Origin of the sequence: Ligilactobacillus sp. LYQ60 (genome assembly GCF_045033015.1) — a bacterium.
GTDB lineage: Bacteria > Bacillota > Bacilli > Lactobacillales > Lactobacillaceae > Ligilactobacillus.
The window spans coordinates 45,934-71,185 of record NZ_JBJFZV010000006.1; the positions used below are offsets into that span (position 1 = coordinate 45,934).

Genomic DNA, 25,252 nt, shown 5'->3' on the forward strand with positions numbered 1-25,252 from the left:
CGTCACCCCACGGCCCCGTCCATCTGATATTCAATTAACCGGTTTAATTCGACCGCATATTCCATTGGCAACTTCTTCGTAAACGGCGTTAAAAAACCCATCACAATCATTTCGGTTGCCTGTTTTTCGGTAAGTCCCCGACTCATCAGATAAAACAACTGTGCCGCCGAAACCTTCGATACCTTCGCTTCATGCTCAATTTGGGCATCCGCTGCTTGCTGAACGGTGTTCACCGGTAAGGTATCACTTCCCGAATGATCATCTAAGATCAGCGTATCGCATTCTACGTGCGCAAATGCGCCCGTGGCCGCCGGTGTCATCCGGACTTCTCCGCGATAATCAGCATGTCCCCCATTCTTACACAATGACTTGGAAACAATCGTTGAGGACGTTTGCGGCGCACGGTGAATCATCCGGGCGCCTGTATCCGAAATAATGCCGTTTCCGTGAGAATCACTTCCCGCAAACGCAACCGACAGCATCGTTCCCCGGGCCCCAGGACCATCAAGGTAAACGCTCGGATATTTCATTGTGACCTTTGAACCTAGGTTGCCATCAACCCACTCCATTGTCGCTTGCTTAAGAGCCTGTGCGCGCTTCGTCTCCAAACTATAAACATTATCAGACCAATTTTGAATGGTGGTATACCGACAGGTCGCATGGGCCTTAACAAACACTTCAACCACGGCAGCGTGTAAGCTATCCGCCGAATAGTTAGGGGCAGTGCATCCCTCAACGTAGTTTACCTGTGCTCCCTTATCAACAATAATTAACGTTCGCTCAAACTGGCCCGAATTCCCAGCATTAATCCGAAAGTAACTTTGAAGCGGCACGGTACACCGGACATGCGGCGGAACGTAAATGAAGGTTCCGCCCGACCATACCGCCGAATTCAACGCCGCCATCTTATTATCATTTGGCGGAACAAGGGTGCCAAAATATTGCCGCACCAACTGAGGATACCGTTGAACCGCAGTATCCATCGCCATAAACACCACCCCCTGCTGAGCTAACTCTTCTTGCACGTGGTGGTATACCACTTCAGATTCATACTGGGCGGACGACCCCGCTAAATACTGTCGTTCCGCCTGGGGAACGCCTAACCGCTCAAAGGTCTCTTTAATCTGCGCAGGAACGTCCTCCCACCGGCGAACCGGCCGGGAAGTATCCCGCCGAAAATAGTTAATCTTCTCGAAATCTAACGCACTCAAGTCGGGGCCAAACTGCGGAAGCGACAATTTCTGGTACGTTGCGTACGCCTGCAAGCGAAACCGTAACATCCATTCCGGTTCGTGTTTCGCCGCAGAAATTTGCCGGATCACCGCTTCGTTTAATCCCTGACCGGTCGTTAAAATGGGGGTAACCTGATCCTTAAACCCGTACTGGGACTTCTTCTCACCTGGAACTGTTACTGTCAATGATTTGTTGCACCCCCTCACACGCTAATAACGCACACTTTACGCGTACAGGAAACCGGGCAACCCCGGTAAATGCCATTCCGTCACCAAGCTGGTCTTGTTCTTCGGCTGTTAGTGCCCGCTTATGAGTTACTAATGCGGTAAATGCCCTGAGACGCGCCTGCGCCGCTTCAACCGGCTGACAATCCACAAGCTCACAAACAACTGCCGCGGCAGCCCGGGCAATCATGCACCCGTCTCCCGCGGTGATTGCTGCCCCGGTAATACGGTTGTCACGCCGAGCAACTGCCACGGTAAACGCATCCCCACACGTTGGGTTTACCACGGTTTGTTTCACACTCCCCTCAAGCGGGTGAAACCACTGTGTATCCTGCGCTCGTTCGATAATTACCTGGCCATATAATTCCGTTAACTCATCCCATTCCATGTTTTTTAAAAAACGCCTCCGTTCGTTCAACCTGCGTTACCAGTGCATCCACTTCCGCGGTGGTATTATAAAACGCCACGCTCGCCCGCACCGTCCCAGGCACGCCAAGATGGTCCATCAAGACCTGCGCACAGTGATGGCCCGCACGGACCGCTGTTCCCTGAGCGTCCAACACTGTGGCAACGTCGTGGGCATGCAGGGAACCAACGTTAAAGGCTACCACCCCATTACGTTGTTCTCCTGACACTGGACCATACACCGTTACTTGCGGGAGTGCACGGAGTCCCGCTGCAAGACGAGCGGCTAACCGTTGTTCCCGGGCTTGAATGGTCGCAATTCCCTGCTGTTCCAGGTACCGAATAGCCTTTCCCAGCCCAATTACCCCCGCAATGTTCTGGGTGCCCCCCTCAAAGCACCACGGGACCTCCTTAAAAGTCGTCTCATTGCGCGTTACTGCGCTAATCATTTCCCCGCCATATTCAAGGGGATGCATTCGTTCCAACACAGCGCGTTGCCCCCACAACACACCAATTCCGGTTGGTCCAAGCATCTTATGCCCCGAAAACGCAACGAAATCTGCTCCCCATTCCTGCACGTCAACCGGCATGTGGCCAATCGCTTGGGCTGCATCCACAACAACAAGCGCCCCGACTTCATGGGCGGTCCGGGCGATTGCCGCCACCGGGTTAACGGTTCCCAACACGTTTGACGCTGCACTGACCGCTACTACACGGGTTCGCGTTGAAAGCTTTCGCTGAAAATCAACCCAATCCAAGGTCCCAGCTGTTGTTAATTCAACAAACCGAAGAACCGCTCCGGTTCGAGCAGCAAGAATCTGCCACGGCACTAGGTTACTGTGATGTTCCATCACCGTTACTAAAATTTCATCCTGGGGTTTTAGGGAAACCGCTCCACCAAATGCGGCCCAGTTCAACGCCTCGGTCGTTCCCTTCGTAAAGACAATCTCCCGGGCTGACGAAGCGTTAATTAAGCGGGCCACCTGCATACGAACCCCCTCGTACTCCGCCGTGGTGGCCGCCGCCCGGGCGTAACCCCCCCGGTGAACATTAACGTTTTCCTGGGTGTAATACTGGCGTAACGCCTGTAATACCGGCCACGGTTTCTGCGTGGTAGCAGCATTATCCAAGTAAATTAACGGGTGACCGTTCATCGTCTGGGTTAAAAATGGAAAATCCGCCCGGACCGTATTAATCGACTGCATCCGCTGCCACCTGCCTTTCAATCAGTGCCTGCAAGGTTTGGCGAAGCGTTGCATCCTTAACTTGATCAATTACCGGCCCGAGAAATCCCCGGGCAATCAACCGAACAATTTGCTGCCGCGACAAACCCCGACTCTGTAAATAAAAAAACTGGTTCGCCGCTAGCCGCCCAATACTGGCAGCATGGACGGCCGTCACATCATCTTCATCAATTAAAAGCTGAGGATTTACGGTTCCCGTTCCCTGCGGGGTCATCAAGAGTACCTTACTTCGCTGGGTCATTGCCGCCTGGCGGGCTCCCGCAACAATTCGCCCCGTAGTATCAAAGTTCAGCCGGCCGCTCGTCAATACCACCCCGTACTGAGCAATGGTTGCCGTGGTGGCAGGAACTTGGTGCGTAATGCGTGCGGTAATTTGCTGCTGACTTAACCGCCCCGCCAATGCCGCTACGGATAATGCTACGTGGGCGCTTTCTCCTACCAAATCCGCCATGAGGGTTAGGTGATCCTGCCCAGTAGTAAGTTCACCAATCCTCCAGGTTACGCGCGCGGCCCGGGCGGCCCGAACATAGTCGATCCGCGTTTCGTTCGCGGCTCTTCCGGCATTAACTACCGTCCAATCAACGTGACTTGCGGGCTCCGCTGCGATAAAGGTAGAACCCCTTAAACCGTCCGCCTGGTGCACTTCACAGTACTTCACGTGACTTGCAGGTCCCGCAAGAATTATTGTTGCTCCGGTTCCCTGAATGGTCGCGGTTGCATTTTCTGGGATAATCACAACAGGTGTTGCCGGTGATAATTCACTAACAGCTTGTGGGGAAAGGGATGCTTGCAAAGTACGCCATTGCTTCTGAGCTACCCCCGTGAGGGTATTTATCCGCATTAGTTGTGCGGTCCCCGCTAGCACCAGAACCTTGGTAGTTTTCCGTGCTTGCGTGCCCATTTTTATACCCCCTCATCAACCAGTGGAATATCCAATCCAAGTTCATCCCGAACGCGTGTATACCCCTTTTGCTCTAGTTCAGTAGCAACGGTCACGTCCCCCGTTTTTACAATCCTTCCCCCCATCATTACGTGCACAAAATCCGGTTGAACATACGTTAATAACCGTTGATAATGGGTAATTAACAACCCAGCAAAGTGGGGGCCCCGCATTGCATTGATTCCCCGCGCTACCACCTTCAGCGCATCAATATCAAGGCCCGAATCAATCTCATCGAGCAATGCTACCGCGGGATTAAGCATCATTAACTGTAATAACTCCGCGCGTTTTTGTTCTCCTCCCGAAAATCCCACATTAAGGTCACGACTGGCCATCTCTGCAGGCATATCCAGGAGGGCCAATGCCTGTTTTAATTTTTTCATATAATCTAGTAACTGAACTTTCCCGTCCTTTGCCCGAAGTGCCGCCCGGATTAGCGTGCTTAATGTCACTCCTGGAACGGCAACCGGGAGCTGCATTCCCATAAAAATTCCCAGGCGCGCCCGTTCATCAACGGGTAATCCAACAATGCTTTTTCCATCAAGGCGAATATCGCCGGCAACCACTTCATAACGGGGATCACCCATAATGGCTCCTGCCAGCGTTGATTTCCCCGTCCCGTTTGGTCCCATAATTGCGTGAACCTCCCCGGAACGAAGCGTCAGTGACACCCCGTGCAAGATAAGTTTTTTATCTACCGCTACCTTTAGGTTATCAACCGTTAACGTCGTCATTCCGATTACCCCCTACTTCTTCAAACCAGCCCACAAATGCACTTCACCAGTTGCAAGCGAAGCGGGCACGTCGATAATTCGCTGGTTTCTACTCCCTCGAAACTGCAACGTGAGGTCCTTTTCATCCTCTAGAAAACGACCGTCAACTAAAATGTCCAGCAGCGCTAACAATTCCAACTTATCGTCCGATTCCAGCATTAACTCGTCCCAGGTATACCCAGTCCATGACCAAATATCCTTGGCGTGGCCAAACCGTTGGCGAATGAGCCGTGCTAGCCGAAGCGTAATTTGCGTGTTTAGAAATGGTTCGCCTCCTAAAAAGGTGATTCCCTGAACGTACGGTTCGGCAAGGTCGGTCATGATCTGTTCCTCAAGGGCCTCGTCGTAGGGCTGCCCGTAATTAAAACTCTGTGCCGCCTTGTTGTAGCATCCCGGGCACATAAACTTACACCCGCTCACATATAAACTGCAACGTACTCCTTCACCGTCAACCATGTTAAACGGTTTATAGTCCGCCACTTTCATCTGGCTAAGATCATCTGCGAGCCACTCCTGGGGCCGCGGGTTATTCGGTTTACGGTTAATCATCCGTCACTCCTCCTCTTTTTACATCGCGTTGCTTACTTTGAGCATGGCTAGCCATTTCGTGAGCCATCGTTGGCGAAAGGTGCTTGACGCGGGCCGCAATTTCCTCATGCCGTCCGTGCACCATTGGCCGTTGGAGGGGATTTCCTAGGTACCCACACGTCCGCTTAACACAATCACACGTTTGCGGGTCGTGGTTTCCACAATCCGGGCACTGGAAGCCCCGCGCGGTCGCCGCAAATTCCCCCTCAAACCCACATTTATAGCACTTATCAATCGGAGTGTTAGTTCCCAAATAACCAATTTTGTCATACGACCAGTCCCACACCGCTTCAAGGGCTTTGGGATTTTGCCGGAGGTTCGGGTATTCACAATAGTGGATAAATCCAGCCGTTGCATAGTGCGGGTACTCCATTTCAAATGTCAACTTTTCAAACGGATTAGGATGCTTCCGGACATCATAGTGGAAGCTATTAGTGTAGTACTCTTTATCCGTAATATCCCGCACCTTCCCAAAACGTTGCGTATCAAGCCGACAAAACCGGTCAGTTAACGACTCACTCGGCGTCGAATACACGCTAAAATGATATCCTGATTCCTTAGCCCACCGCTTACAGTGTTCGTTGAGAACGCGTACGACCTGCACGGTAAACGCATGTGCCGTTTTATCATGTTCCCAGTTAGGACCGAAAAAGGCCGCCCCAACTTCATATAGTCCAATGTATCCCAGCGAAACCGTCGCGCGGTCGTGATTATAAAAGCGATCAACAGATTCCCCATCCTTGGCTTTCATTCCAAACGCACCATATTTGTATAAAATCGGCGCGTTTTCTGGCCGGGCATCATCGCGGATTCGCTTCACCCGCACCATGAGCGCCTCATGGGCAAGTTGTAGTCGGTCTTCTAGCATTGTCCAAAACAATTCCTGGTTCCCGTGGGCTTCCATGGCGATCCGGGGAAGGTTCAACGTCACCACCCCCATATTGGCACGGCCATCATTTACCTCCTGACCGTTTTCATCCGTCCACTTCGGAAGAAACGACCGGCATCCCATCGGCGACTTAAAATTACCGGTAATTGCCACAATCGGTGGATAATTAAGGATATCCGGATACATTCGTTTAGTAGCACACTCAATCGCTAACTGCTTAATATCATAGTTAGGATCTTCCGGACGGTGGTTAACTCCATCCTTAATCGCAAAGAGAAGCTTCGGAAAGATGGCTGTCCGGTGGTTTTTCCCGAGTCCATCAATTCGCACTTGTAAAATGGCCCGTTGAATCTCCCGGCTTGCCCATGACGTCCCTAACCCGAACCCTACTGAGGTAAACGGTGTCTGCCCATTCGTGGTAAACAAGGTGTTAATTTCATATTCAAGCGACTGCATCGCATCATAAATATCCTTAACGGTCCGTTCCCGGGCATACTGCTCCTGGGATTTTTCTTCTGAAATATATTTTTGTGCAGTGTGCTGATGCTTAGCGTAATTCATCATTGCATATGGTGCTAACAACGTATCAATATGATCCACCGTACATCCGCCATACTGCTGACTAGCAACGCTGGCAATCACTTGAACGATTTGGGCGACCGCAGTTTGAATTGACTTGGGTTGCTCAACCTCCGCATTTCCAATCTTAAATCCGTCACGAAACATTGTTTCAAAATCAATTAAACAGCAGTTACTGTACGGTTCAAGTGGCGAATAGTCCAGGTCGTGAAAGTGAATAACTCCCTTTAAGTGGGCATGAGCAATGTGTGGCGGCATCATCGTTAGCCCTAACGTTTTTCCCACCGTTCCGGCGGTTAAATCCCGCCGGGTACTGAAAACGGTGCTATCCTTATTGGCATTTTCATGAATAATTGTTGGATCGCCCTTCACTAGGCGCTCTAACCGCGCGGTTGGATCAGTCTGCTTTGCGAACTCCTGCGCCCGGTGTTCCTTGTAGTCCAAATACCGCCGACGAGCTTCCATAAGGTGCAGCCGCTCGCAAGTTGCTAAAACCGCATCTTCTACCTGTTGAGCAGTCACCCTTTCCCCGGTTAATCGCGTCGCCGTCACTGCTGCGACCTTTTCGGGGTCTTCAACCCCTAGTGCCGTAAAAACCAACTCTAATTTATATTCCCGGAACGGATAGACCGCTCCGTCACGCTTAACAAATTGTTGTGGCATAGATTCTTCCCCTTTCGCTGTTGCTATTCCAATCAACAATCCCATCATAGCATTTAACACTACATGTTGTACATGATTAATTTATTAATACTATATGTTGTATAAAAGGGATGAACAAACGCACCAACTTAATACCAGTCATTTCCCCAATTATTTGGAGAATTTCCAAGCGTTAATTTATTTTTGACTATCCAAACCACCCTGTTTCTTTTTAAGAACTGTTCTTTCTGCCGAACTCGTCATTTTACGGTAAAATACAAGAGAATGGAGAGAGGAGCAATTACCATGCAGTTTTCGTTTGATCAAAAGAATAATCATCACCGGCTATACCTAAAATACACCGCGGCGTTCCTTATCGTCGCGCTCTTCGTGTACGGCACGTACCTCATCACGGGGCACTCATTTATCTGGTACATTGACGGGGCCAACCAACATCTTCCATTGTTAAAGGCCTACCGCCAAACACTCGCCCAGTTTATTTGCCACCCCCTCCACAATACGCAGTGGTCATGGAAGTTAGGGTTAGGGGCGGCCAAATTCCCCATCTTTGCTTATTACGATATTGGGGATATTTTCGCGTACCTTACCCTCCTCTTTCCGGTTAGTAAGATCGTATTCGCCTACCATCTCATCATCATTTTACGGCTATACTGTGTCGGGCTTGCCTTCTGCTTCTTTGCCCGCCACTTTAAGCTACTTCACACCCCAGCAATTATTACGGGGGCGCTCGTTTACACCTTTAATGCCTTTTTACTGTACGCCAACTGCGCCCAACCGTTCTTTGCAACACCGTTTATCATCTTTCCGCTTATACTGCTAGCTATCGAACGGGTGTTACAGGGGAAAAGCTGCTGGCCTCTAATTGGCGCGTTCACTTGGATGCTCATTAGTAACTTCTACTTTGCCTACATGCTTGGCATTGGGGCATTTATTTACCTTGGATTACGAGTGCTGATTACCTACCGCCTCCGATTAAACTACCTGGTAGTGCTTGCTCGTCTGGTGGGGGCAACCATCACTAGCCTGCTATTAGCAGGCTTCATCCTTGTTCCCGAATTCCATGCAGTCCTTAACTCGACCCGTTCAGGCAGTCCGTTTGCTAACGGAATGCACGGATACCCGCCGTACTACTACCTGGCACTTCCTTCCCAGCTAATTAACGGGGGCAACCGGGATTTCTACTTCTGGACGGCACTTGGCTTTGCCAGCATCGCCCTCTTTGGAATTACCTACGTTCTTCGGCACATTAAACGCTACCCGATAATTGCAACCAGTATTTTGATTAGTGGTGGTATGCTGCTTCTCCCGTGCTTTGCAGCCTTTATGAACGCCTTTATGTCCCCGTCTAATCGCTGGACCTTAATGTTGTGCCTACCAGTGGCGCTCGCGTGTGCTATTCTTACCGAACGCCTGCCACACCTTTCGAGGGCAACTCTTAAACTCTTTACACTTGTTACTGTGGGTTATACAGGAATCATTTTTTTAGACTACCTCTTTGAAAATAACGAAATGCTGTTCATTCCGATGGTCTTTTTGTATGTCACCCTCCTAGCCTTATGGCTACTTCACCGGCATTCTCAAAACCACTCCCAGCACTGGCTGCTTGCTATTGTTCTCATCAACGTTCTCTTTAACGCAGTCTACTTTGAGGCCCCATACAACGGAGGATACTCCAAGGAAATGCTTCCCCTGGGAGCTTTCCAAAACCTGGAACAAAACAGCTACAACGGCCTGGCAGCCGGACTCACTGGCAAAACGGGGTACCGGGTTTCAACCCTAAGCCAGAACTATCAACTCGGTGCTGATTACACCATGTACAACAACCTTACTGCTCCGGTAAATCTCCTTAATTCGTACTATTCGATTCAAAACAAGTACGTCGGTCAGTTTGCCCAGCAAATGCAAAACACCCAGTACGAGGCTAATTACCCGCTCCAACAGCTCGATGACCGGACAGCCCTCCTGGACTTTCTAAACGTTAAGTACCTATTCACTCAAATTGGAAACCCTAACGCCCAAAAAATCCCGGCTGGATTTGTCCTGGATAAAACAACCCAGAAAGTAACGAGCATTAATAACCAACCGGGAAATAGCCAGCAGACTCGTCGGTACAAGAACACAGCGGCCTTCCCGCTTCTTTACTGGCAAAAGCGGGCGTTAACACCCCGTCAAGCCAACAAGTTAAGCGGCACCCAACGGGAACGGGCCCTCGCTGCAGGGGTTATCGTCAGCAATGCCCGCGACGCAGCAAATCTCGCCCCTGTACGGCTAACTAATCTGACCATTTCTATTCCTTACCAATTGGTCTCGAGTCACGGAGTGCGGATTACTGGAAAAACCAAAATACTCCAACGACAGGACGCAAACGAATCATACACCATCGTGCTAAACCCCCGGGTTAAAGGTAAACAAAACAAACAACTTAAAAAGATCCAGAACTATGAACTACACCTTGAGTTTACAAACGTGCACTACACGCCAATGAATCTCCGCCAACAGGTTCGGATTGAAGCTCAAACAGAAAATAACGACCTAACTAGAGGTCCATTAGCTAAGAACGCGAAAATGGACTACTACCGTTACCTGCACTACCACGTCATCAACGGAACCCCCAACCACGGGTTTACCTTGAAGGTTGTAGGACCGTACGGAACGGAAAAACTATATCAACCAAAACGAACAATCTTATCATTCTATAAGATTGTTCGTGCGGGGACAATGAATCTCGGTTTTATCCAACATGGACTGCCACAAACGCTCACTCTCACTCCCTCAAAAATGGGAACGTACCGCTTTAAACTTCGCGTTGTGGCCGAACCCCTTGGAAAACAGTACTTTAATCAGGTAAAAACCGTTCAACGCCATGCTCTTAATAATATCCGGCTTAACGGAGATCATGTCACAGGAACGATTACCACTCCTCAAACCGGCATTCTTGCTTCGTCCATCCCATACTCTACGGGATGGCAGGCAAGTGATAACGGTCACCCGGTTAAGGTCTTACGGGTAAACACCGCTTTTGTTGGTTTGCGGCTTCCTAAAGGACATCACCAAATTGAACTATCCTACCGCGTGCCGGCCCTAAAGCTTGGGGCGTTCATTTCCCTAATAGGAATTATCGTAACGTTTACCGCTGCTAGTTTGACACTTTTTTCACGCCGGAAAAACGGATAAGCGAACTATTAAAATATATAATCCCGGTAAAATTCATTTTACCGGGATTTTTATCGTTTTTGATTGACTTTGTTACTAAAAAATGACCAAATTATTAACTATTTTTAAAGTTTTCTTTTGCTTCAAATTACAATGTTTACGCTATTTGATAAAAAAGCACGCAAAAAGCGTTAAGATAACGGTATTTATCCGTTCAGAAAATAACAAACTTATCTGGTTTAATGACATTTAAACCCCGAAACCACCTGTGGTATCATACCGTGCGGGAGGCAGAATTTTACAAAGGGAGAAGGTCTATGCTGACGATATTACATTTTATAATTCATCACATCCTACCCTGGATTATTCGGATGTGTGGATGGGTGTCAGCATTCGGAATTTCATATTATACAATTTGGGTTCTCGTCCTTGTAATCGGATCCTTGCGCGAGCCAAAACGGTCCGCCTTGGACTTTAGTATTACCGCCGGGTATCACTTGTATATTTTAATGCCGATGCTTAACGAAGCAGGAGTTGTCAACAGCACGCTCAGTAAGTTTCTCGAGAATACAACGACCATCAATCATATCACCCTACTTGTCATTGATGACGGCTCGGATGATGGAACAGGTGAGCTCATCAAGCAATTCATCGCGGAACACCACTGTGCGGCCAAGATCGGGCTTCTTCAACGTTTCAAACCCAACGCTCAAACCGGAAAAGGGAACGCCCTTAATTTTGGGTTGAACCGAATTAGGGAAATGGCTCAGAATAATCATGACCACGTTATCGTTGGTGTCCTTGATGCGGACGCGGTTATGCAGGAAGCGGATTTTAAAAACGTAATGTTAGAATACGCGATAAATCCTGAGTTAGCTTTACTCCAGACGAAGGTGCGGATGCTCCAAGTCAGTAACTGGCTTGAATTAATGCAGGATATTGAGTTTGCAACCGTTAATGACTGGATACAGCGGGTCCGGAATATTATCGGTAATGCGGCGGCATCGGGAAACGGCCAGTTTGTACGCCTCTCCTCGATGGACGATAAACAAAATCCTTGGGGAAATGCTCTTCTCGAGGACTTCGAGTTTAGTACAAACTTCCTCCTTAAGGGGAAACGAACAAAGTACTGCCCGGACATTGTTGTTTATCAAGAGGCAGTTGATAAAACACGGCCGTTTATCCGCCAACGCTCACGGTGGGTTCAAGGTGGATTGGATTGTGTCCAAAAATACTTTGCCCCCGTAGTAAAGTCCCGTGAACTTGGCTTTTGGGCAAAGTTTGAAATGGTGTTTTTCATGATGCTTCCGTTTTTTACAGTCGCGGTTGGTTTTTCTAACTTTGTCGACTTGGGATACGCATGTTACCATTTTATGCGCTTTATCGGACTCTTTATTTTCTTAGTTAGCATTGCTGCTTTTCTCTCGTGCTACATGGCAGTTAAGTACGCACTCCATGATTGTCGGGTGACCCTCAAACTAATAATCATTTGTGGCACCATGGTTATTTACAACATCATTCTCTTCCCTGCAATTTTGATCGCATTCTATCGTAAAGCGACGGGTGCATCAACTTGGATTAAAACCACGCACGGTGTTCAAACATCGTAACGCTCATCATAAGAAAGGAGTTCTTCAAATGAAGAATAGTAGTAAATTAGTTACCGCGCTTGCTACGGTTGGTCTAGGAGTTTCTCTAGGCTTTGGCTTTAGCAAGGCACAAAATGTTCACGCCGATGTTGTAACGACAGCTCACACAACGGTTGTTGCTCACAACGCTTCAACCGCTGCTAACGGTGCAACCGCAGGAATTGCTGGCACGGCTACCACAGCGTCAACCACTGGCAAGGCCTGCGCTGTCGTTACAGCCCCAACCGCTGGGACGGCCGGCACGGCTGCTACCGCACCAACCGCTGGTATGGCCGGCACGGCTGCTACCGCACCAACCGCTGGTATGGCCGGCACAGCTGCTACGGCTCCAACTGCTGGCACGGCCGGCACGGCTGCTACGGCTCCAACTGCTGGCACGGCCGGCACAGCTGCTACGGCTCCAACTGCTGGCACGGCCGGCACAGCTGCTACGGCTCCAACTGCTGGCACGGCCGGCACGGCTGCTACGGCTCCAACTGCTGGCACGGCCGGCACGGCTGCTACAGCTCCAACTGCTGGCACGGCCGGCACGGCTGCTACAGCTCCAACTGCTGGCACGGCCGGCACGGCTGCTACGGCTCCAACTGCACCGACTGCACCAACTGCACCAACTGCACCAACGAAAAAGCCAGCAACCCAACCGGTTCACTCCGACCACAGTTGCAACAACGGCCCGTCAATCATTATTTGGTGGTGGGACGACGACACTTGCAACGATACCTGGTGGACATGTTCTGACACGACTACCATCACTTGGTGGGCATGTTCTGATACAACCGTATGGTTCTTTTAATTAAATGTGATTAAACGGAAAGCCGCTGATTCCGTTTAAAACAAACAAGGCTGGGACATAAGTCCCAGCCTTGTTGTTATTTCTAATAAATAATCTGACAAAAACCAAACGGACGAAGCAAAAACCAGCCATCAAATCTTGCTGTTCCTTCCTACCCTACTGCCCAAACTCAGCCGGCCGCTTGCCGCCGTTAAAGTAGAATTGAATAGCAGCTAAAATCCGCTCGGTAGCATGACCGTCCCCGTAAGGATTCCGAGCGGTTGCCATTTTCTGGTAAGCGGCGGTATTAGTCAGAAGATCAATCATCGCATCCGTAACTGCTGCTGTTTCCGTTCCAACTAACCGCAGTGTCCCGGCCTGAACCCCTTCTGGCCGTTCAGTTACATCCCGGAGAACTAATACCGGTTTCTTTAGGGCCGGAGCCTCCTCTTGCACACCACCCGAATCAGTCATAATAAAGTAACTCTGTGCAGCCAGGTTATGGAAATCAACCACCTCAAGCGGTTCAATTAGGTGGACCCGTTCCAGCCCGTTAAAGACCTTGTGAGCCACTTCCTGAACCGCTGGGTTAAGGTGTACTGGATAAACAACCTCAACATCGGAATGCGTTTCAACAACGTGCCGAATTGCCTTGAAGACCCGCTCCATTGGCGCTCCTTGGTTTTCGCGCCGATGCATTGTTAGTAGAATCAACCGGTGGTCCTCCGGAATTACCGGTAACCCTGCAACCTGATACCCCGTCCGCACGGTATGCTGCAAGGCATCAATGGCCGTATTCCCCGTAATGTAAATGTTTTTTTCCGGGTGATTTTCTTTAAGGAGATTTTCCTTACTTAATTGTGTAGGAGCAAAGTACAAGTCACTAATATCATCCGTCATCTGCCGATTTAATTCTTCCGGGTATGGTGCGTTCTTGTCCCATGTCCGCAAGCCCGCTTCCACGTGACCTACTGCAACGTGGTGGTAGAAACCCGCAAGACTTGCAGCTAACGTCGTAGTCGTGTCTCCGTGAACCAGCATAATGTCCGGCTGTTCCTTTTCAAGGATTGGCCCCATCCCTTGCAAAACGTTCGTGGTCACGTCCGTTAAGGTTTGGCGCTGATGCATCACGTTCAAGTCATAATCCGGCGTAATGTTAAACGTCGCCAACACTTGATCAAGCATTTCCCGGTGCTGGGCTGTTACCACTGTTACCGGAATAAACTCGGCAGACCGTTGTTGGAGGGCTAGTACGATTGGGGCCATCTTAATTGCCTCCGGTCGGGTTCCAAAAACCGTCATTACTTTAACTTGCTTCATCCCTAAAACTCCCTTTTTAAAAGCAAAGGGACAGTCTTCCCAACCATCCCGTTGCATAAATCTTTATTAATGCGTCCGATCGGAATTGAACCGATGACCTACCGCTTAGGAGGCGGTTGCTCTATCCTGCTGAGCTACGGGCGCATACTAACAACCACTAATTAGTATAATTAGTGGTAATTATAAAAGTCAACCTTAATTAGGACTGCCTTTTCCGCCGCACTCCCTTATTTTTCTGATTTCGACGCCGCTTTTTCCGGTGCTTCCTTCGCCCGTTGGCGGTTAGCTGCTGTGTTTTCTGGCTAACCGGTGCTGGATGCTTATTTTTAGGTGACTGCGACCGCTTTCCCGCAACCAGTTCACCATGAACAATCACTCCGTCAACCACGGTGTATTTGTTTGGCCGGATCAACTGCCGAAAAGAACGCAATTGGTGCTCATTTCCCAGGTTAATCACCATCCCCGGCGCGCCCATCCGGCCGGTTCGGCCCACCCGATGCACATATGTGCGAAGATCACGGGCAATGTCATAGTTAATTACGGCCGGTAACCCGGGAAGATCTAATCCCCGAGCAGCCACATCGGTGGTTAAAAGTAACCTTAGCTGTCCCTTACGGAAACTACTGAGAGCGTGGGCTCGGTCCTGATGATTTATTCCGCTAATTAACGCTGCTACCGGAACGTGGTGATACTGAAGCTTAGCAACCAGCTCACGCACAGTAGCGGTCTGACTGCAAAACACCAACGCCCGCATTTGCGCCATTCGGGCTAATTTCCGTAACGCATCCACCCGTTTTCTAGTCGGCACGGCAACCATATAATGCGTTACTGCCCCCTGAGTGTGATCCGTTGCCCGGACATCAATTCGGGTAACTTGTACCCCGAACCACCGGTGAAGTTCGTCTAAAATAGGCGTGGCGGTTGCTGAAAAAAAACCAAGTTGAACATCCGCATTAGCGCGGCTTACAATTGCTCGGCATATTTCGCGGGAGGCTTCCTCAGCCAGTAACGCATCGGCTTCATCCATAACAATTGCAATTACCTGGTGCATTTTTAACCGCTTGGCCGTAATCAAATCATTAATTCGCCCCGGAGTACCTACAACCACTTCTGGTCGAACATGCCGTAATTTTTCGACCTGTCGGCGCATGTTTGCGCCCCCGATAACCGCTTGAACCTTGATGTTAATCAACCGGGCCCACGCACGGGTAACATTCGTAATCTGAACAGCTAATTCCTGAGAAGGTACCAAAATAACCACTTGCAGCCCATCCCCCGGCATAACCTTCTCAAGCAGCGGCAAAATATACGCCAAGGTTTTCCCCGACCCAGTTGGTGCTAACCCCACAACATTCCTCCCTGCCGCGAGTGCTGGTATCACTTCTTTTTGAATCGGTGTTTGAACCGTAAAGCCTTGTTCCTGAAAATACTTCGCAAACTGTTCGTTCATAGTACGCTCCTTACATTAACTTAAACTACTTTCATCTTACCGGAAAACACCTAACGCTGAAAAGTTTATGACAAAACTATCACAATATTTTATTTGAATTACACTTTGCAAAAACCGCCCGCAGCCGAGGCGGAATAGGATATGATTATGGTAACAAGAACGACTGAAAGGAGGAAGCGACCGTGCAGCGGCCCCGTTTACGGATTCCCAAAATTAAGCGGCTTGACGAGTGGTGGAATAAAAAAAGTCCAGCTCCCATCAATTTTCCCGCTCGATATGCAGGACAATGGACGTTCGTTGACTCCACCAATAAAAAACAGCATACTTTCTCAATCGCACCCAGCTTACACCTTTTCATTGATCGGCGCGAAATTGAAGGACATATTGTTAAGGTCGATCAAAACGAGTTACTCTTTCTTGATAAGTATGGCTATCACGTTAAGGTAACGGCGGGAATTAATGGCCCCACTACGGTTTACGATGAGGCCGATGACGTAACATATAAGTTAGAAGCAATTTCTTCCCGGTGATAAGCGTAATCACCGGGGTTTATTAGTTTTTACATAAAAGGAATTAAAATTCGACTACAAATGTAACCGTTTAGGGCAAATAGTGGTATAACGGGAATATGGTTGGCTTTTTTACACCGCTAACCACCGAAACTATTCCGGTACAAATTATCGTCACCGGCAAGTGAGGCGAATTTTTTTTATGGAAATAGCACTGTTACTGCTCATCGGGTTTATCATCGGATTCGTTATGATTTCACTCGGCATGGGCGCAGCACTGTACATTGGAAGTTTTATCACGCTCTTAGGGCTCACCGCTAAGACAGCCGCTGCCAGTGCGTTAGTTACAACCTTACCCGCCTTAATCATCGCAACCTTGATTTATCATGGTGTCCGTAAAAAAGGCGACCATAAATTTCATCATCACCGCCAAGAACACCGGCTCTTATTCTGGGCACTTATAGGAACGCTAGGTGGAAGCTTACTGGTTAACCGGATTAACCAACATTACTACCAGCTTATCATCAGCATTATCCTGATAATCCTATCACTATCAATTTTGTACAAAACCATCATTGCTCCCCACCGCCCCCACCGAAACAAACCAACTAAAACACAACTCAATCAAGTAGTGGCTGATGGAACGGGAATTGTCAGTGGAGTAATGACTGGCCTAGCAGGTATGTCAGGCGGTGGGCCCTTAGTAGCAGGTATGTTTCTGGTAAACGCATCGCTCGAAGACGCCGTGGCTGCATCAGCCTTTATTCGGATGTGGACCACAATTGTTGGTATCGGGCTTCACTGGACAACAATGACGATTGCCTGGCACCCCGTCATCATCATGTCATTGGGAACAATTATGGGAGCAGGTCTTGCGCCCATCGTGATGCAGCATCTTCCCGAAAAAACTAAGCAAACCTTCTCCCGGGTAATGAAACCAATCATCGCTCTTATTCTTCTATACTTAGGGGTTAAGCAGTTTATTTAGCGAAAATAACAAAGAAGGGTTGGGACATATCCCAACCCTTTTTTAATAGACCTTAGTTCTGCTACATCCTACTTTAACTTCGACAAGTCTAACATCATGCTTGCATAGGCCAAGCCAGCACCAAAACCCGTGAGTAATACGTGCTGGGGCCGCTTTCCCGCACGAACCGCCCGGTCAAGTGCCAGCGGGATTCCCACCGACGATAGGTTTCCCACCGTCGTCACTTCCTGGGCAAACTTTGCCAATGGGATCCCGGTCCGCTCAGCAAGCTGTTCAATCAGCCGGAGATTTGCCTGATGGGGAATCACAAAGTCGATATCTGCCGGGGTCAAATGTTCCTGCTGCAAGAACGTCGCAATGTGTTCGGGGATCCGTTGGGTAACAAACTCATATACCGCATGCCCGTCCTGATAAAAGGCATCGGTCCGGGGATAATTATCCGCCTTGACTGCACTTAACGGAGCCACCCGCCCACTATGAATCGATTTTGCATCACCCTGCGTCTCAAGAAGCTCACCGCCAACCATCTCGTCGGCTGGATCATCACTGGCTTCATAAATTGCTCCGGCCGCACCATCGCCGAAAAAGACGGCGGACGTTCGATCGCGAAAATCGAGCATCTTGGAATTCGTTTCAGCACTAATTACCATTGCCCGCCGGTAACCGCCCGTCCGTAAGAACTTCGTAGCGGTCGTTGACGCAAAGATAAACCCCGCACATGCAGCCGATAAATCATATGCAAACGCATCCGTTGCGCCCAGTTTTCCCTGCACAATTGCCGCCGTAGATGGCGTAAGGGCATCCGGCGTAATGGTCGAAACAATAATCAGGTCAATCTGCGCTGGGGATAACCCAGCCGTCGCCAGAAGCTTGCGGGCGACCCTTAACGCCATATCTGACGTGTCCTCATCCAGTGCAAAGTGGCGGGTTTTAATCCCCGTATGCGCCTGAATCCATTCGTCCGACGTATCCATTAACTGACTAAGTTCATCATTTGTCACGACCCGTGACGGGAGGTAGTGTGCCGTCGCCGTCAGCTTAATTGCCTTTACCATCATGATGCCTCTTTCTCTGTCCGAATTTCTTTTTTAGAACCTAGGCTTTATTCTACTTAATTTCGGCGCAAAACACCACTTAAAACGCTTCTATTCGCTGTTCTGAATTTCTTGATAAAGATGCGCTACCGCCGCCTGAACTGTCCGTAATCCACCATCATCAAAGCACTGGGACAACTGATAGCCCACAAAATACGGCGACGTAACAAACCGAGGAACTACCTTACATGCCAGGTGCGTTCCCACTTCATAAAAGAAAAGATTATAGTCGTTACAGAGCCCGTCATAGTACTGGGTAACCACGAAAATAACGGCCGCCTTAATCATGTCCGCAACTACTTCTAACTGACGGGATGAATTCCACACCACGTTTAGTTCAACTAACCCCATTAACGGGTGCGTAGCCACGTTTAGCGCTGCTTCCTGATCCCGAGCAATTTCTAGCCCCTCAAAATATACCGGATCACACACCGCTTTATACGCATCCACTCTTTTTAATCCAATCAGTTGCATATGCGGATGGACCTGCGTTCCGCCTGATAACCGTCCGTAATTTTTATGCAAAATAACACTCCGAAACTTCCCGCTCGCCGCCATTTGCCGCCACCGCTTAACCGCAAACGCTAGAATTATCCGCCATTCCTCCCGCGAATACACTGAAATGTCCGCATTATGCCGCTTACTTTCCACTAGCACCAATTGGGTTGTATCCTTAAGGGTGGCGTACTTATTTTTTAATAAAATAATATCGCCCTGCTGTTCGTAGATATTTTGTAAATGATTCCGGTCGCAAAACGGGCATCCTGTCCCAGGCTGTGCGTGAGTCTTATGTTTTCCCGTCTGCCGGTTGAAAATTAATTGCTCTGATTTCATTAACCGCTATCCTCCAACCATTATAAATCCCAATTAAAATCCCCTTTAGAATACAACAAAAGAACTACCAAATAAATCACATTATAAAAAAGGAATGCCAGGCATCCCCATCATTCCTAAATATACTGTTCTATTCCCGATTCGTATGCCAAATTCCATATATAAGGTAAATTATGACACCCAAAACAAACCATCCTAGCGCATATACCTTAGCGGCCCAATCAAGGCCAACAAAAACCAACAGACTAAACACAAAGGCTAGGGCCGGAACGACCGGATAACCCGGCACCTTAAACGCTGGTTGGGCAATATCGCGCCCCTCCCTTTTTCGCAGAAAGAACAAACCGACTGACACAAACATAAAGGCAACAATCGTCCCCGCAGATACCAATTGGGATAAAAAGCTAAACGGAAGGAGCGAACTCACAATAATTACAATAATTGTAATGAGTATCACGGCGTTTCGGGGCTGCTGGTTCCGATCTAGCAGGCTGAAAAACCTGGGTAACATCCCATCACGACTAAACGAGTAAATTAAGCGCGAACCGGAGAGCATAAAACCAATCGCCGCGGTAAACATCCCAAACACGGCAATTAACTGGACAATGGTCGCAATTAGCGGGTGGTGAATTGCCCGGAGCGCAATTCCAAGCGGTTCAGCACTCGCTGCGTACTTTTGATACGGTAACACCCCGATTAAAACACAACTTACTGCAATAAAGAAAGCCGATGCAATTCCCAATGAACCAATAATTCCCCCGGGCATTGTTCTTTGGGGGTTCACTGCTTCCGCTGAATTTGCAGCAATCGCATCAAAACCCAAATACGAAACAAAGATCATGGATACCCCCGCATAAATCCCCTGCCAGCCACCAAACGCACCGTTGCTCGTCGCGTGGTATGCGGGGACAAACGGGTGAAAGTTACTTAAATGGATAGCAGTTGCTCCAACCGCAACAAACAGAAGAATCGCAAAGATTTTCAGGATAACCAACGCATTTTCAACTAACGTTATTTTAGACAAATTTCGTGATACTAATAGCCCAACAACTAAAACAACACCAACCGCAATAAGATCAATCACCCCACCGCGCTGCCCTAAGGGAGCAGCGAGAAAAGCCGGAAGGTGAAGCCCAAGTGAAGCAAGAAGCGGCTTTAAGTTTGCCGATATTCCCGAAACAACGAAAGAAACGCCGATAATGTACTCAGCAAGGAGCGCCCAACCAACTACCCAGCCAGGAAGTTCCCCAAAGAGAACGTTAATCCACGTATACGCTGAACCAGCAAACGGCATTGCCCCCGCCATCTCAGCGTAAACCAACGCAACTAGGCCAGCAACGATTGCCGCAATTACGAATGAAATAATGACCGCCGGCCCCGTATGCATAGCGGCCACTTCCCCAGGAAGGGTAAAAATCGAAGTAGAAACAATCATCCCTATTCCCAAAGATAAAAGATCCCGTACCCTGAGCGAACGGTTCAGGTGGCCGTCCTTTAGCCCGTACTTTGTTGGTGATTGACGGAAAAACATTCTTTTTAATAAATTCATTCTCTCTTCTCCTCAATTATTCGCCGGTAACCCTTGCTACGATCAACCACAGCGATTTACATTGTAGCACAAGATTAGATTATGATGAAAGATTTATAATTTCACTCATGGGGTACATGATTTTAATATCCTTTAATCGCTTAACTTAACGTTGCATTTTTATCTTTAATATTTGTTCACTTAAAAGTTATCAAAATTAGAAACAACCGAAAAAAACTCGTCATTACAAGGAAAATACGCATTTTTCGTGTATTTACTATGTATTTAAAAACAACTAAAAAACGAATTTTACGGTTGAAAATTATCAATTCAGCCATACTCCCCAAAGGCGACACCTTAGTTATTTCGCGCAATAACACACACCAATACCTTTTAATAGTTGCTACTTAGGAAAGCACCCTCCCACCTGCGTTTTCATTGATTCTTCTTTTATAATGCGTATGGGAAGACAGTATATTTAACATCTAAGTCATAGTTAATTTAATTCGATGGGAAAAATTTATGCCCATAATCGCAGATACTCATAAAAGATATTTCTTTAAATTTTATGGAATTAGTTTATGATTTACAACAAATACATCGTTTATTTGATATTCCTTCTGAGCCCGCCGTGGCATATATATTCACCCTCCCTTTTCACTAAACATTCTCTCAGAAAACTTGGGTGTATTGATCATTGGCAGCTCTATAAAATCAAAATCGACAACTGACTACTCAACAAGCATTTGCCTTTACGTCTTTTAATAAAATTACCGCAACATAAAAGCACGCTTCGTTTATAAACGATAACGTGCTTCTTTCTTAGAATTCACCTAAATAGGGTTCTAAACTTAATGGATCCGTTTAATTCGCCATAATTCTGCAAATCCTAGTCCCAACCCTATCAATACAATTCCGAACAGGGCTGTTCCTTTTGCTTGGTGATCACCGGTATCTGGCAATTGCTGATGCTTATGTGAACGGAACGTGCGAACTGAATGTTGCATCCCCGTTGGTGCATTAATTACTTGCCGCTGACTAGTTTGTACCGGACCAGCCACAATACTACGCTTCGAACTACTTACGGTAGTAACATTACTACTCTTGTTAACAGTCAGCGAAGCGCCACTAGAACTACTTGATAATCCTGCTGGTTTTGAAGAAAAACTCGATTGTGTTGGCATATCTGCAAACACTTGTAATGTTAAGTCTTCCATTATCGGCGTGCTAACCATAAGCCCTTCGTAACTAGTATTTCGACTCATGTGCGCGTAATTATAATCTAACATGTGTCGAAATGCCACAACATTACGATCACCATTTGGCCCAGTAACTTCCACAACTGGATAACCATTTTGTGTTTGCAGCGAACCAATATAATCGCCATTCTCATTATAGTAAAATGGCACCTCAGATGCTTCTCGTGGAGTAATTGCATAACTAGTTACTACTTTTTCGGCAACGATTACAGGTTTGCAATTAGTATCAAAAAAATTAAATGCGTCTTTTGCATACTTCATTGCGACTGTTGCCTGGGCAACAGCTGCACTAGTCTTAACGTAATAAGTCTGCCCCGTTACTAATTCACTAACCGGTTGGTTGGTAGCAGTATCAATTACCTGGTAATTTGCAGGAAGAATCTGAGTTACTTTAACTGGCGCTCCAAGATAATGCGGATTAAGTTCAAACTGCGCTGTAGTATTAGTTTGTGTATTCAGCTGGAGTTTAGACAGTCTGTTGTTTGAACCGGGGGCAACTAAGTATGCTGTAGTCATATCGCCAACACTTACGTTTGCATCGGCTAACGCAGCGTTATACAGCTTTTGTTGGAACGTTGTAAAGTGTTGTTTAATAAACGCCTCTTGATGCGGATCAACTTGCCCGACAATAACATCAAGAACCGCTTGAACTTGGTAGTTATACGACGCATTTTGCTGGTCTAATGAAGCTCCCTTATTCGGGGTATAATCTCCCTTATATGTACCCCGTTCCGTTAACATCATTGCTGCAATTAAAGAACTAATTTGCTCCTGCGAAAGCCCCCTGATAGCTAAGGCACTTGTTAAATCTCCTTGATTTTGGTATATCGGAAACGGAACCCGACCGACAGCATTAGTTTCTGCTCCATTATTGTTAACTGACACTGGATCGAATTCATTAACAACATCCTTATCAAAGCCCCAAGCGGGCGTAGAACTTCCAGTTTCAGCATTAACAAGTTTTGCATTCCCGGGTTCTTCCCCGCCTTCACCAATATAAGTCGCCTGTTGTTGTGGTGTGTCACTTAAAACAAAGTTGCCTTGCTTTGGTGATAGAACTGAATGACTAACTGTACTACTATTTACTGCACTACTATTTGAGGTACTTGGCGTTTGAACTGCTAAACCAATTACTGGGTTAACTAGCAAGGGGGCCAGTAAGCCAACGACGCTACTAGCAATAGCTCCTTTATCCAAAAATATCAACTTCCTTCATATAATGCTCTTATAAGTTCCTAGGTTATTCTAACACTCCTTGATTTCTATGAAGTTTCTAAAACAACTCATACTCCATAGAATCATAAAGGATAACTTTACATTCTTAAAACAAAGAATCGTGGATAATCGTTGATATTAAAAACCACCACCCGCGAAAGCACAATGTTTTAATTTAATAAACATAGAATTACAAATTATACTTTATGTATAGAAATTAAAAGAGAGATTTTTAAACGTCTAACTGCCTACTATAAGTATTCCGGTATGATTTTTTCGCTAATATTCAACAGGCCGTCCGCAGTCAACGACTATACGACGGTTGGTCTTCCTAACAGAAATGCTAGTAATTCATTGTTAGGCTATGAATGATTATATAATATGACAGGTTATTATTTGCCTAGTGCAATACGTTGGAAACTTTTACGTCCTAAAACCGTGTGACACAAAAAAAGCCAAAAATAAAAAGCAAAGCCCCTCAAAGCCTTGCTATGTCTACGGCTTATACCCATTGCCCCGTGTGTCAGCGGTGTGCCAAAATCACACCATTTTGCTTACAAATAAAACCTGAAAATGCCGGTTTATCAACATTATTATTATTTTTTTGCACAAAAAAATGCGGGTGAATGGTGGAAAACCACCACGCATAATGCTTTATATATCAGCGTTCGTCATGATTCAACGTTAATTCTGTGTGTTTCCGTGTGTTTATGAATATCCCCTTACAGCCTTCCATTTAGCAGCCATTTCAGCGTCCACATCCACATCTTCATGAACATATGTCCCCATAAATTCATCAAGCCGGTGTCCTAAACGAGCAGCTGCCCAAGGATAACTCATCCCTGGCGTACTCCCCAATTTGGTTGCTACTGTATGTCGCAGTGAATACATAGACCAACGTTTTCCTCTAGCATTAATTCCTACCTTTGTACTCAACTTACGCAACATTTTATTTAGCGCGGTTTGTGTGACAGGATAACCTTTACTGCACTTCTGATAATCAACTAGATTCAAAAACACCAAGCCATTCTTATTACGAAGGCCTTCAGATTTCAAAAACTTCCGTTGTGCTTTATGGTACTCATCAAGGAGCGCCTTAGCTTCGTTATCTATTGGCAGTGTTATTCTTTCTTCGCCACGCTTATGTGCTTTTAAATGCCCATTAAAGGTACATCCGTGTTCATCCCATGAATCGTTAATTCTAAAAGCATACCCAGTAGGAGTTTTACAAAGGTTCTTCCAACGAAGTGCCTGAATTTCTTGTGGCCGCATTCCCGTTAAAAGGTCAATGTATATTGCCATTCGGGAAACACAGGAATCAATCTTTTTAAAATCCAACTCCTGCTTTATCTTTGAAAGTAATATTTCAATCTCATTTGCCTTCAGAACATAACGTTCATTAGAGGTAGTCATTTCATCCAGTCTGAAAAACTTCTCCAGTGCACGTTGGGGAACAGGGTTCTGATCAAATATCTTGCCCACGTAAACTGCAAAAAAACTTCTCATATGGTTTAAGCATCGAGCAACAGATGACTTATTATTAACTACCAAATGACGCTTTCTTACAAATTCCCGAGCAAAATTCCGAATCATTTGTTCGTTAACATCACACAATTTTACTTGCGGAAAATATTCAATGATTACCCTTGAAGTATACTTCCAAGATTCATACGTGTTATTAGACCATCTCCCACGTTCATTTTCTGACCGAATATACTCAGCAAAACATTTCTTGAATAAGTCTTTTCGAGCATTATACGCATAACCCGTTTGAAACTTATTCCACATGTCTTGCTCAAGTGCTTTAGCCTCACGTTTTGTCCGAGCATAGCGCACAGGCATACTAAATTGCCTCCCAGTGATTTTATCAACCGGTTGAATTCGTGCGCGAAACTCACCTTTATGCTTTCCAGCAGTCATTTTAGTAACAGTCATTGACGGAA

19 protein-coding genes and 1 tRNA gene are annotated in these 25,252 nt (G+C 47.2%); 5 read left to right on the top strand and 15 right to left on the bottom strand.

What is annotated here, in order from left to right; genetic code table 11:
* Nucleotides 1-2: 2 nt before the first annotated feature.
* From sufB to nrdD, 7 genes are read right to left on the bottom strand one after another with little or no spacing between them, the layout of a single operon-like run.
* The gene (gene sufB / locus ACI3EZ_RS06240; RefSeq protein ID WP_405024857.1) at nucleotides 3-1,418 is read right to left on the bottom strand and encodes a Fe-S cluster assembly protein SufB; all 1,416 of its coding nucleotides are present in this window, start codon (nucleotides 1,416-1,418) and stop codon (nucleotides 3-5) included.
* Nucleotides 1,396-1,845: a Fe-S cluster assembly sulfur transfer protein SufU gene (sufU, locus tag ACI3EZ_RS06245; RefSeq protein WP_405025852.1), complete on the bottom strand. Its 450-nt coding sequence runs from the start codon at nucleotides 1,843-1,845 to the stop codon at nucleotides 1,396-1,398. The genes sufB and sufU overlap by 23 nt, the downstream gene beginning before the upstream one ends.
* Complete coding sequence (locus tag ACI3EZ_RS06250) at nucleotides 1,832-3,067, bottom strand: aminotransferase class V-fold PLP-dependent enzyme (protein WP_405025853.1); 1,236 nt, start codon at nucleotides 3,065-3,067, stop codon at nucleotides 1,832-1,834. The genes sufU and ACI3EZ_RS06250 overlap by 14 nt, the downstream gene beginning before the upstream one ends.
* The gene (locus ACI3EZ_RS06255; protein WP_405025854.1) at nucleotides 3,054-4,007 is read right to left on the bottom strand and encodes a SufD family Fe-S cluster assembly protein; all 954 of its coding nucleotides are present in this window, start codon (nucleotides 4,005-4,007) and stop codon (nucleotides 3,054-3,056) included. The genes ACI3EZ_RS06250 and ACI3EZ_RS06255 overlap by 14 nt, the downstream gene beginning before the upstream one ends.
* 2 nt (nucleotides 4,008-4,009) lie before the next feature.
* Complete coding sequence (sufC, locus tag ACI3EZ_RS06260; protein WP_405024861.1) at nucleotides 4,010-4,780, bottom strand: Fe-S cluster assembly ATPase SufC; 771 nt, start codon at nucleotides 4,778-4,780, stop codon at nucleotides 4,010-4,012.
* 12 nt (nucleotides 4,781-4,792) lie between these two features.
* Entirely contained in the window at nucleotides 4,793-5,368 is a 576-nt protein-coding gene (gene nrdG / locus ACI3EZ_RS06265; protein ID WP_405024862.1) for an anaerobic ribonucleoside-triphosphate reductase activating protein, read from the bottom strand.
* Nucleotides 5,361-7,538, bottom strand: a complete 2,178-nt coding sequence (gene nrdD / locus ACI3EZ_RS06270) for an anaerobic ribonucleoside-triphosphate reductase (protein WP_405025855.1) — start codon at nucleotides 7,536-7,538, stop codon at nucleotides 5,361-5,363. The genes nrdG and nrdD overlap by 8 nt, the downstream gene beginning before the upstream one ends.
* Before the next feature lie 285 nt (nucleotides 7,539-7,823).
* Between nrdD and ACI3EZ_RS06275 the strand changes: the two genes are divergently transcribed.
* The 3 genes from ACI3EZ_RS06275 (at nucleotide 7,824) to ACI3EZ_RS06285 (ending at nucleotide 13,133) form a co-directional block, all read left to right on the top strand.
* Nucleotides 7,824-10,712, top strand: coding sequence for a YfhO family protein (locus ACI3EZ_RS06275; RefSeq protein ID WP_405025856.1), 2,889 nt, complete (start codon nucleotides 7,824-7,826; stop codon nucleotides 10,710-10,712).
* A gap of 362 nt (nucleotides 10,713-11,074) precedes the next feature.
* Nucleotides 11,075-12,301, top strand: coding sequence for a glycosyltransferase family 2 protein (locus tag ACI3EZ_RS06280; protein ID WP_405024865.1), 1,227 nt, complete (start codon nucleotides 11,075-11,077; stop codon nucleotides 12,299-12,301).
* Between the two features lie 28 nt (nucleotides 12,302-12,329).
* Complete coding sequence (locus ACI3EZ_RS06285; RefSeq protein WP_405025857.1) at nucleotides 12,330-13,133, top strand: hypothetical protein; 804 nt, start codon at nucleotides 12,330-12,332, stop codon at nucleotides 13,131-13,133.
* A gap of 156 nt (nucleotides 13,134-13,289) precedes the next feature.
* On the opposite strand, the gene wecB is transcribed toward ACI3EZ_RS06285, so the two are convergent.
* The 3 genes from wecB to ACI3EZ_RS06300 all read right to left on the bottom strand — a co-directional run bounded on the left by wecB (nucleotide 13,290) and on the right by ACI3EZ_RS06300 (nucleotide 15,882).
* Nucleotides 13,290-14,432, bottom strand: coding sequence for a non-hydrolyzing UDP-N-acetylglucosamine 2-epimerase (wecB, locus tag ACI3EZ_RS06290; RefSeq protein ID WP_405024867.1), 1,143 nt, complete (start codon nucleotides 14,430-14,432; stop codon nucleotides 13,290-13,292).
* A 70-nt stretch (nucleotides 14,433-14,502) separates the two neighbouring features.
* Nucleotides 14,503-14,576 (bottom strand) — tRNA-Arg (locus ACI3EZ_RS06295).
* 55 nt (nucleotides 14,577-14,631) lie between these two features.
* Nucleotides 14,632-15,882, bottom strand: coding sequence for a DEAD/DEAH box helicase (locus ACI3EZ_RS06300; protein WP_405025858.1), 1,251 nt, complete (start codon nucleotides 15,880-15,882; stop codon nucleotides 14,632-14,634).
* A gap of 182 nt (nucleotides 15,883-16,064) precedes the next feature.
* On the opposite strand from ACI3EZ_RS06300, the gene ACI3EZ_RS06305 reads away from it, so the two are divergent.
* Nucleotides 16,065-16,412 carry a DUF4828 domain-containing protein gene (locus ACI3EZ_RS06305; protein ID WP_405024869.1) on the top strand — a complete coding sequence of 116 codons (348 nt, stop codon included), beginning with the start codon at nucleotides 16,065-16,067 and terminating at the stop codon, nucleotides 16,410-16,412.
* Nucleotides 16,413-16,593: 181 nt separating this feature from the next.
* Nucleotides 16,594-17,379 (top strand): sulfite exporter TauE/SafE family protein, encoded by a 786-nt coding sequence (locus ACI3EZ_RS06310; RefSeq protein WP_405024870.1) that lies wholly within the window; start codon nucleotides 16,594-16,596, stop codon nucleotides 17,377-17,379.
* 68 nt (nucleotides 17,380-17,447) lie between these two features.
* Here ACI3EZ_RS06310 and ACI3EZ_RS06315 read toward each other — a convergent pair whose 3' ends face one another.
* The 5 genes from ACI3EZ_RS06315 to ACI3EZ_RS06335 all read right to left on the bottom strand — a co-directional run bounded on the left by ACI3EZ_RS06315 (nucleotide 17,448) and on the right by ACI3EZ_RS06335 (nucleotide 25,244).
* The gene (locus ACI3EZ_RS06315; protein ID WP_405024871.1) at nucleotides 17,448-18,434 is read right to left on the bottom strand and encodes a beta-ketoacyl-ACP synthase III; all 987 of its coding nucleotides are present in this window, start codon (nucleotides 18,432-18,434) and stop codon (nucleotides 17,448-17,450) included.
* 90 nt (nucleotides 18,435-18,524) lie between these two features.
* On the bottom strand, nucleotides 18,525-19,307 hold the full coding sequence (locus ACI3EZ_RS06320; protein WP_405024872.1) for a DUF4931 domain-containing protein: 783 nt from the start codon (nucleotides 19,305-19,307) through the stop codon (nucleotides 18,525-18,527).
* A gap of 130 nt (nucleotides 19,308-19,437) precedes the next feature.
* A complete protein-coding gene (locus ACI3EZ_RS06325; RefSeq protein ID WP_405024873.1) occupies nucleotides 19,438-20,856 on the bottom strand; it encodes an APC family permease in 1,419 nt (472 codons plus the stop codon).
* An 830-nt stretch (nucleotides 20,857-21,686) separates the two neighbouring features.
* Nucleotides 21,687-23,291: an LPXTG cell wall anchor domain-containing protein gene (locus ACI3EZ_RS06330; RefSeq protein ID WP_405025859.1), complete on the bottom strand. Its 1,605-nt coding sequence runs from the start codon at nucleotides 23,289-23,291 to the stop codon at nucleotides 21,687-21,689.
* Between the two features lie 726 nt (nucleotides 23,292-24,017).
* Nucleotides 24,018-25,244, bottom strand: coding sequence for a tyrosine-type recombinase/integrase (locus tag ACI3EZ_RS06335; RefSeq protein ID WP_405025860.1), 1,227 nt, complete (start codon nucleotides 25,242-25,244; stop codon nucleotides 24,018-24,020).
* Nucleotides 25,245-25,252 lie beyond the last annotated feature (8 nt).